This is a genomic window from Pseudomonas sp. BE134, assembly GCF_031456105.1.
Lineage (GTDB): Bacteria > Pseudomonadota > Gammaproteobacteria > Pseudomonadales > Pseudomonadaceae > Aquipseudomonas.
Genome location: NZ_JAVDUA010000040.1, coordinates 41,498 through 50,466 on the forward strand (window position 1 = coordinate 41,498; position 8,969 = coordinate 50,466).

The 8,969-nt window shown below is 57.9% G+C and carries 6 protein-coding genes; 3 read left to right on the forward strand and 3 right to left on the reverse strand.

Features of this window, described 5'->3' with window-relative positions:
* The first annotated feature begins 187 nt into the window (after positions 1-187).
* The 3 genes from mksB to mksF are packed head-to-tail and all read left to right on the forward strand — an operon-like array spanning position 188 to position 4,993.
* Entirely contained in the window at positions 188-1,465 is a 1,278-nt protein-coding gene (mksB, locus tag J2Y56_RS26125) for an Mks condensin complex protein MksB (RefSeq protein WP_033048659.1), read from the forward strand.
* Positions 1,455-2,156: an Mks condensin complex protein MksE gene (mksE, locus tag J2Y56_RS26130; RefSeq protein ID WP_310353574.1), complete on the forward strand. Its 702-nt coding sequence runs from the start codon at positions 1,455-1,457 to the stop codon at positions 2,154-2,156. Before mksB ends, mksE begins: the two co-directional genes overlap by 11 nt.
* A complete protein-coding gene (gene mksF / locus J2Y56_RS26135; protein WP_310353576.1) occupies positions 2,153-4,993 on the forward strand; it encodes an Mks condensin complex protein MksF in 2,841 nt (946 codons plus the stop codon). Before mksE ends, mksF begins: the two co-directional genes overlap by 4 nt.
* A gap of 217 nt (positions 4,994-5,210) precedes the next feature.
* Here mksF and J2Y56_RS26140 read toward each other — a convergent pair whose 3' ends face one another.
* Genes J2Y56_RS26140 through J2Y56_RS26150 form a run of 3 tightly spaced genes read right to left on the reverse strand, consistent with a single transcriptional unit; the run spans position 5,211 to position 8,776 of the window.
* A complete protein-coding gene (locus J2Y56_RS26140; protein WP_007942626.1) occupies positions 5,211-7,514 on the reverse strand; it encodes an intermembrane transport protein PqiB in 2,304 nt (767 codons plus the stop codon).
* A complete protein-coding gene (locus J2Y56_RS26145; RefSeq protein WP_007942625.1) occupies positions 7,507-8,130 on the reverse strand; it encodes a paraquat-inducible protein A in 624 nt (207 codons plus the stop codon). The genes J2Y56_RS26140 and J2Y56_RS26145 overlap by 8 nt, the downstream gene beginning before the upstream one ends.
* Positions 8,117-8,776: a paraquat-inducible protein A gene (locus J2Y56_RS26150; RefSeq protein WP_007942624.1), complete on the reverse strand. Its 660-nt coding sequence runs from the start codon at positions 8,774-8,776 to the stop codon at positions 8,117-8,119. The genes J2Y56_RS26145 and J2Y56_RS26150 overlap by 14 nt, the downstream gene beginning before the upstream one ends.
* Between the last annotated feature and the right edge of the window lie 193 nt (positions 8,777-8,969).

Sequence of the window (8,969 nt, forward strand, 5' to 3'; positions counted from 1 at the left end):
ACGGGACTCGATAAGCAAAGGTCGGCCACTTGTGGATAACTAATAGTGCGGTGATTCTACCGCCCTTCGCTCAAGATCGCCCGCGCTTGATCGATAGAAAAAGCGACAGCCTGTCCCGCGAATGAATCGCATCGACCCTGATGCAGTACAATCGCGGCTTTTAATCGCCAACCAGCCGGCCATTCCGATGATCGAACCCAAGCGCGTCTTGCGCGCCCTCGCTGAACACTGGGCACTTCTGGAGCCATTGTGCGAGCACTTCGACCAAGGCACCTTGAGCCTCAACGAACTGCGTACGCAACTGGCCGCCCAGCAACTCGACAGTACGCCGCAGGACATCACCAGCCTGCTGGACGTGTGGATCCGCCTCGACATTCTGGTGCCCGTGGCGAAAAGCCCGAACCGTTTCGAACTCAATGCGCAGATCCACGACTTCCTCGCTTACCTGCGCCGCGAGCACCGTCTGGGCCTGTGCCTGGAAATCGAAGCCTATTTGCGCCATCTCGAACGCCTGGCCGGTTACATTCAGGACGCGTTCGATATTCGCGATGGCCACGATCTGGCACGTCAATTGCGCTTGCTCGATATGCGCGTACGCGATGTGTTGAAGAAACTCGCCAACGACGAACAGGCGCTGGTGGCCGTCGCCGAACGCGCCAAAACCAGTGACCGGCAGATTCCGTTGCGTCAGCGCTACGCCGAAGTGCTGGCGACCTGGGACGAATACGTCGAGCCAATGATTCAATTGGTGAACGCCGACGGCGCCTTCGAACAAGGCGTGCGCAAGGTCGAAAACGTCCTGCTGAAGATGCTCACCGAACAGCAGCGCCTTGGCCATCTGGTCGACGACGACATGCTGCTGCGTACCCACGCGCGCATCCTCGAAATGCAGACCAGCGCCCAATTGACCTTGCGTCATGCCCGCGAATTGCTGCTGCCGCTGCGTGAAGAAGCCCGTCGCCACAACGCCGTGACCCGTGGCGCGGCGCTGGCCTTGTCGGCCATTCGTCGCAAAGGCATCGATGCGGTGCCGCAAGCCGCCATGCCGATGTTCACCCGACCGCAAAGCACGTTCCTCGGCAGCGCCAGTCAGGTCGAAGCCTACGTGTATGCGCTGGCCCGTTTCGAACCGAAACCGGCTCGTTTCCCCAAAGCCCACAAGACTCAGAAAGGCGAAGCACCCCGCGCACCACGTACCGTTCGCGAAATGCTCGAACGCTGCGAAGACGCCCTGCCGATGCCGGACCTGATGACCTGGCTGCTGGAGCAAGAGCCGGACGGCGCCACCGACGAATTGCTGTACTGGTTCTCGCGCCTGTCGCGGGAGAAACGCTTCAAGCGCGAGCGTCTGGAACGCCGCGAATACCACACTCATGAGCACCAGGTCAGCCTGCGCTCCTTCGCCCTGCTCTCGGCCGGCGACACCGCCGCCGAGGATTCTGCGAGCACCCCAAATGCATCTTGATCTAAACGAACTGTCCCAGCTGGCGCCGATCTTTCGCGAGCTGTTCAAGGGCTACCACGTCAGCCGCCGCGACCCGGAGCTGTACGCGCAACTGACGAACTTTCAGGACCAGTACCGCACGCTGTTCAAGGCCTTGGGGTTTGAACTGGTGTGCGACACCCGTGGTTTCTACTACTTCGTCCCGGACCTCGCTGCCGCCGCGGTGAACAAGACCGCGCAACGTCTGGCGCTGTTCACCTTCATCCTCGTCGAGCACCTGGCGGATCAGGGCCGTGACCCGGTCGCCGTGCTCGACGGTGGCAGCCTCGGTCGCGATGAATTGCCTTCCCTGCTGGAAAAGTACCGCGACCTGTTCATCCAGGCCGAAGTGCAGACCGTCGAAGAGCTCGAAGAAAAAATCATGCGCCGCATGACCCAGCTCGGCTTCGCCGGCGAAGAAAACGGCATCTACCGTTTCCTGCCGCCGATGCACCGCTTCCTCGATGTCTGTCTGTCGGTTCAGCAGGACCGCGATCTGGCGGCCAGCCTGCACAGCGTGCTGCCATTGCCGGCCCCGGTGCTGATCGATGACGACAGCGACGAAAAACTGTTGGAAACCGATGACCCGCTGGATTTGAGCGAATTTGAAGTAGAGAGCGAAGAAGACGCCATGGCCCGCGCCATCGCTGAAGAACTGGAGACCGACGCATGAGCAAGGAACGCTACGGCATTCGCCGCTTTGCCCTTTTGAACACTGCCGGTTACAGCCTCGGCCTGTTTCCGCTGGAAGAACCACTGTCGGTGTACGGGGCGAACAACCTCGGTAAATCCGCCTCGATCAACGCCTTGCAGTTCCCGATTCTGGCGCGCATGTCGGACATGAGTTTCGGCAAGTACAGCCTGGAACAATCCCGGCGTTTCTACTTCGCCTCGGACACCAGTTACATCCTCGTTGAAGTCTCGCTGCCGCACGGTCCGCACGTGATTGGCGTGGTCGGTCGCGGTCCGGGCGGTGGTTTCGGTCACCAGTTCTTTGCCTATGCTGGCAAACTGGATCTGGCGCACTACCAGAAAAACGACACCTGCCTGCGCCAGAAAGAACTGTTCACCAACCTTGAGCGCGAAGGCCTCAAAGCCTACGAGTTGAAGCCTGATGAGCTGCGGCGTTTGCTGGTCGGCGGTCATACCTCGATTCCGCTGGACCTGACGCTGATCCCGCTGCGCTCAACCAGCGAACAGAGCCTGAAGACGTTCCGTGCGCTGTTCATCAACCTGTTGCACATGCGCGAGATCACCGCGGCCAAGCTCAAACAACTGTTCCTCGATGCGTTCGAGCACAGCCTGCGTTCCGGCAGCGTCGATTACATCGCCGCGTGCGAAGAAGCATTCCGCGATGTACGACGCATGGAGCAGGATTACAACTCGCTGGTAATCGCCGGCCCGCTGGTTGAAGCACTGGCCGCTGGCGTGACCCAGCGCAATATCCTGCGCGGCAAACTGCACCGTATCTCGCCACTGCTCGATTCCCTGCTCGGTACCTGGTCCGACTATGCGAATGCACGCAAGGAAGAACTGACGATTCAGGCCGAGCATTACCGCAACGAGCAAGACGCGCTGCAAAACGATCAGCGCGGCGGCACGCAAGAGCTGATGCGCCTGGAACGGGAAATCACCGGCATCCAGCGCTGGCTCGGCGAGTTGTCGGTGCTCAAGCATCGCTTCGCGTTGGTCGATGACGTCAAAGCGCTGGAGCAGCAACTGCTTGCAGCCAAGGATGCGCACGATGAACTGGCCGGTGCACTGGCACAGTCACGTCAGTTCAGCGCCGAAGACTTGGAAGAACGTCTGCGCGATCTGGAAAAACGCCTCAAGTCGGTCAAGCAGCAACTCGATCACGCTGACAACAACAGCTACGCCCGTCTGCGTGAAGAATTCTCGCAGCAGGACGTCGAGCGTTTGATGCGTCTGTTCAACAGCGCACTGTTCAGCCTGCCGCTGGGTGAGCACGGCATTACGCTGGACGAGGACGGTCAGTGGGTCAAATCCATGGAGCTGATCCTCGACGGTTTCAAAGGCGAGCGCTTCGAAGTACCCGGTTTGTCCATCGATATCTCGCATATCGAACCGCCAGCGCTGCAAGCCCTGGCTGACCGTGCCGCGTTGCGCGATCAGAAAGAGCGTCTGGACAAAGAACTCAAGCAACTCAAGACCCAACAGGCCGTCGCCGCCGACCGCGCGGCGAGCAAGACCCAGACCGAAGCGCTGTACCAGCAAGTGCTGGATGCGCAGAAAGCCCTGGAAGATTTCCGTCGCGCGCAAACCCTGAGCGCCGAAGAAGGCGACAAACTTGAGCAACTGGCGCAAATGGAAGCGGCGCAGGACGAGTTGAAGCGTTCCAGCGATGCCTTCACCGAGCGCGTCCAGCAACTGTCGGCCAAGCTGCAACTGGTCGGTCGGCAGATCGGTGACATGGAAGCCAAGCAACGCACCCTCGACGACGCCCTGCGTCGCCGTCAGCTGTTGCCGGCAGACCTGCCGTTCGGCACGCCGTTCATGGACCCGATCGACGATTCCATGGACAACTTGCTGCCGCTGCTTAACGACTATCAAGACAGCTGGCAGGGCTTGCTGCGCAGTGACGGTCAAATCGAAGCGTTGTACGCCCAGGTTCGCCTTAAAGGCGTGGCCAAATTCGACAGCGAAGACGATATGGAACGTCGCCTGCAACTGCTGATCAACGCGTACGCGCACCGAACCGACGAAGCCCTGACGCTGGGCAAGGCTCGCCGCGCGGCGGTCACCGACATCGCCCGGACCCTGCGCAACATCCGCAGTGACTACGACAGCCTTGAGCATCAACTGGCGCTGTTCAACCGCGAGATTAACAAGCGTCAGGTGTCCAACCTGCAAAGCTTCCGCATCGTGCTCGCGCCGAACAAGGAAGCGCTCAAGCACATCGACCAGATCATCCACAGCGCCGGCCAATACGAAGAAGGCGAAACCCTCTCCGTGTTCGACCTGAGCCAAAGTGCCGATCAGGACAACAAGAACGAAGAAGCCAAGGAGTACCTGGCGCGGCTGGTGGCGGCAAACCACAACCAGCTCGGCCTCAAGGACTTATTCGAACTGGCCTTCGAGATTACCAAGGTCAACGGTCAACCGGTCATTCACACCGACATCGACGGCGCCGCCTCCAACGGCACCACGATGACCATTAAGGCGCTGACCAACATGTACTTGTTGCTGCACTTGATGGACCGCGACCAGGCCGGTCGCGTGCGCCTGCCGTACTACCTCGACGAAGCGGCGGACATCGACGAAAAGAACCAGGCAGCGCTGCTGGAAACCAGTTTGCAACTGGGCTTCGTGCCGATCCTGGCGAGTGTGAAACCGCAGGTCTGTGCCAGCGTCGCGATTGATTTGGAAGGCGGTAGCGGACCGAACGGAATCTACATCGATGAGGCGGACTGGAAGTACATCCGTCGTCATGATGAAGTGAAGGCGAGCGTTGTTGTGCAGGCTGATGAGCCGGAGCTGGATGCGGTCTGATCGGCGTTAATCGCAAGCCATGAAAAAGGCCGCGCTCCAATGGATCGCGGCCTTTTTATTTGTAGGTACATCTTTCAGGCTTTCAGCGAATTTGAAGGCCTCTTCGCGGGCAAGCCCGCTCCCACAAGGGTTCAGTGTTGATCACAAATTCTATGCTCACTGCAAATCCCTGTGGGAGCGGGCTTCCCCGCGAAGGCGGCACCTCAGGCCCCGATGACTATTTGCCGATTGCGATCTTCGGCGCCCAGGTCAGCCATTCATCTTCGAACTTGTCGAACAGCGGGAAGGTTTGTTCAGCCCGTGCCGGGCTGCCCATGCGATCACCGTCCGGGGTGGCAAAGGCGACACCGCCCTGAATCAGTGTCTCAAGCGATTCAGTACGCACCGTTGCACCTTTGAACAAGCCGTAGTCGAGACCAAAACCGCTGCTATTCCAGAAACGCGTACCGCTGCGCACCAGCGACGCGTATTTCGGCTCGATCAGAATGTGTATCAACACACGATCCGCCGTCTGTCCGAGTTCATAGCCTGTGACCTTGCCGACGGTGATTTCACGGTAGGTCACCGGCACACCGGTTTTCAACGAACCACGGCGGGCGGCACTCAACACCAGGCTCAAGCCGGCTTCGTGCTTGGTGCTTTCCGGGGGGGTGGCCAACGCTACGAAATTCTTCTGCGGGCCGAGGTTCTTCGCAGCAGGTTGCACTTCGATGTATTGGCCGGTCACCAACGTTTCGAGGTTGGTGGTCTTGATCAGACCCAGTTCAGGTTTAACCACCCAGAACTGAGTACCTGCCCGGGCAATGTGCTCAGGCACCTCGGTGATCCGCGCAGTGAGCAGTACCGATTGCAGATCATCAGTGAGGTCGACGTCTTCAATCTTGCCGACATCCAGGCCTTTGAATCGCACAGGCGTACCGGTACGCAAGCCATCGGCGCGCTCAACCTTAATGGTGACCACGGTGCCTTTCTGATTGGCTTCGTCATGGTTGGCGAACAGACGGAAACGCGGAATTTTCCTTTGCAGTGGCGCCTTGGCTTCCGGTGTTTCGAAAGCAATACCGCCAGCCATCAGGCTTTGCAAGGATTCACTTTTGACCTGGATTCCGCCCGTCAATCCGCCCGTGAGCGTGATGCCGCTAGCATTCCAGAATCGCGTCGAGGCGTTGACCAGTCCTTCATATTCCTTCTCGATGTGAACACCGATGACCAGTTGCTTCCTTTTCTTGGAAAACTGATAACTCTGCACGGAACCGACTTTGACCTGTTTGTAGAGAATCGGACTGCCGACTTCCAGAGATCCCAGGTTCTCGGTGAACAACACCAGGTGCAGGCCCGGCGAACGCAAATCCAGCGGCGGCGCCTTGGGCCGTGCCACGAATTCGCGTTGCGGCGCTGAGCCTTTATCGCCAGGGCGCACCGCAATGTAGTTACCTTTTACCAACGCTTCCAGACCGGTGATGCCCGCGAGGGAAATCGACGGTTTGACCACCCAGAACTGAGTACCGGTGACCAGGTAATCTTCGGCCAATGGATCGAGGGTCAATTCAGCCGTGGCGCCGGACAGGTCCGGATCGATCTTCAGCGCTTTCAGGTTGCCGACCTGAATACCTTTGTACATCACCGGCGTACGGCCAGCTTGCAAGCCTTCGAAGTCGGTGAGTTTGACCTTGACCCGAATGCCGGCAGCCGCAGCGTCAAAGTCTTCGTAGAGACGGAACGGCAAGCTAGGATCGGTAGGCGGACTGTCTTTGCGATTCTCCGGTGTGGCAAACGCGATACCACCGGCGACGATACTGGCAAGCGACTCACTGCGAATTTTCACACCGGACAGGTTCGCATCAATGCTGACGCCGCTGGCGTTCCAGAAACGCGTGTGTTTGCGCACCAGATTGGCGTAGGTAGGTTCAATGAAAACTTTGAGTTCGACGGTGCTTTGGTCTTGCGAGAGCACATAGCTTTTGATTTCGCCGACCTTGATCTGCTTGTAGAACACTGGGCTGCCACGGTTGAGGGAGCCTAGGCGATCAGCCTTGATGGTCAGGTGCAAACCCGGTTTGGCGTCGGACAAAGGAGGTTCTTCGGCCAGCGCTTTGAATTTTCGAGTGGGCTCACCTTCACCGGGACTGATCGCTACGTAATTACCCGAGACCAGCGTTTCCAGACCGGTGATACCGGCCAGGGTCACGCTCGGTTTGACCAGCCAGAAGCGTGTGCTCGTCTTGAGGTATTGCTCGACATCCTTATTCATCTCGACAGTCGCGATCACGCCTTTGGAAGCACCTTCGTCATCGAGTTTGAGGGCTTTCACCTTACCGACGGACATGCCTTTGTAGACCACTTCGGTCTTGTTGGCCTGGATGCCTTCGCCGCTTTCGAAACGTATCTGAACCTCGATGCCGGTCTCGTTGTAAGCACGCCAGCCGAGCCAGCCGCCAATGATCAAAGCGACCAAGGGCAGAATCCAGATGGCTGACCAGTTCGAGGCCGGTCGGGTTTTCGCTGTAGGCAAATCAGTCATGGTCGTCGTCCGACTCCGTGTTATCCCAAATCAGTCGGGGATCGAAAGAAACTGCGGCAAGCATCGTCAAAATCACCACACTGGCGAAAGCGATGGCGCCAAGATTGGCTTCGATGCTGGCAAGCCGTCCGAAATTCACGACCGCCACCAGGATGGCGATCACAAATATATCCAGCATCGACCAGCGGCCGATGAACTCGATAAAGCGGTACATCCAGATACGTTGGCGAGCCGAGAGTGGCTGGCGGCGCTGTATCGAAAACAGCAGCAACCCGATTCCCACCAGTTTGAACGTCGGCACTAGAATACTGGCAATGAACACCACTGCCGCGATGGGAAACATGCCGTAATGAACCAAGTCAACCACGCCGGACATGATGGTACTGGGGGCGCCCTTGCCGAGTGAATTTATGGTCATGATCGGCAGCATGTTGGCCGGGATGTAGAGAATCGCAGCGGTAATCAACAGTGCCCAGGTGCGCACCAGACTGTTCGGGCGACGGGCATGAACCAACGCACCACAACGGGTGCAGACTTGCTCGTCAGTGTCAGCGTCCTGCTTGTTCAACTCATGGCATTCAGCACAAACCAGAATGCCTGCATCAATCGCCCGCATGGGCATCCTCTCCTGATAAAGCCTGCCAGATCTGATGAGGCGACATCACGACCTCCAACCCGATCTGAACCAACAGCAAACTGATAAAGCACACCAAACCAAGACCTACGCTAATGGCTGCCATATCTGCCAGTTTTACAAACGCGACCAGTACACCCATGAGGTAAACCTCAAGCATTCCCCAGTCCCGTAAATGGTGATAGATGCGATAGAGCAGCAAACCGTAGCTGCGTCCGATATCAAAACGAATACTCAACAAGACCAACAATTGGCAGAGCAGTTTGAGCAAAGGGATTCCCATGCTGCACAGGAACACAATCACCGCAACGCTTTGCATGCCGGTATCAAACAAGGCGACAACGCCGCTCCAGACAGTGTCCTTCGACGATTGCCCGAGTAGATTGAGCTCCATGATGGGTAAAAAGTTCGCCGGCACAAACAACAATAACGCGGCGATGACCAAAGCGAGACTGCGCTGCACGACGTTGTGCCGATGGGCATAGAGCTCATAACCGCAGCGCGGGCACAGCGCTTTCTCGCCATGGGCGAGTTCGGGTTTTCGCATCAGCAAGTCGCACTCATGGCATGCGACCAAATCGTCCAGCGGTAATTCTGACAGCCTTGGGGCGTCAACCGAATCTGGCATAGAGGCTCTGGCTCCGAGAAAGTTGGGCCTATTCTAGAGGCATGAGTCGAAAATAACTGCGCCAATTTGTGCGCCAAACAGATGAGTACTTTTTTACAGACAAAACAAAACCCCTACCTGCATACGCAGATAGGGGTTTCGGAATTTAATCTTGACGATGACCTACTCTCACATGGGGAAACCCCACACTACC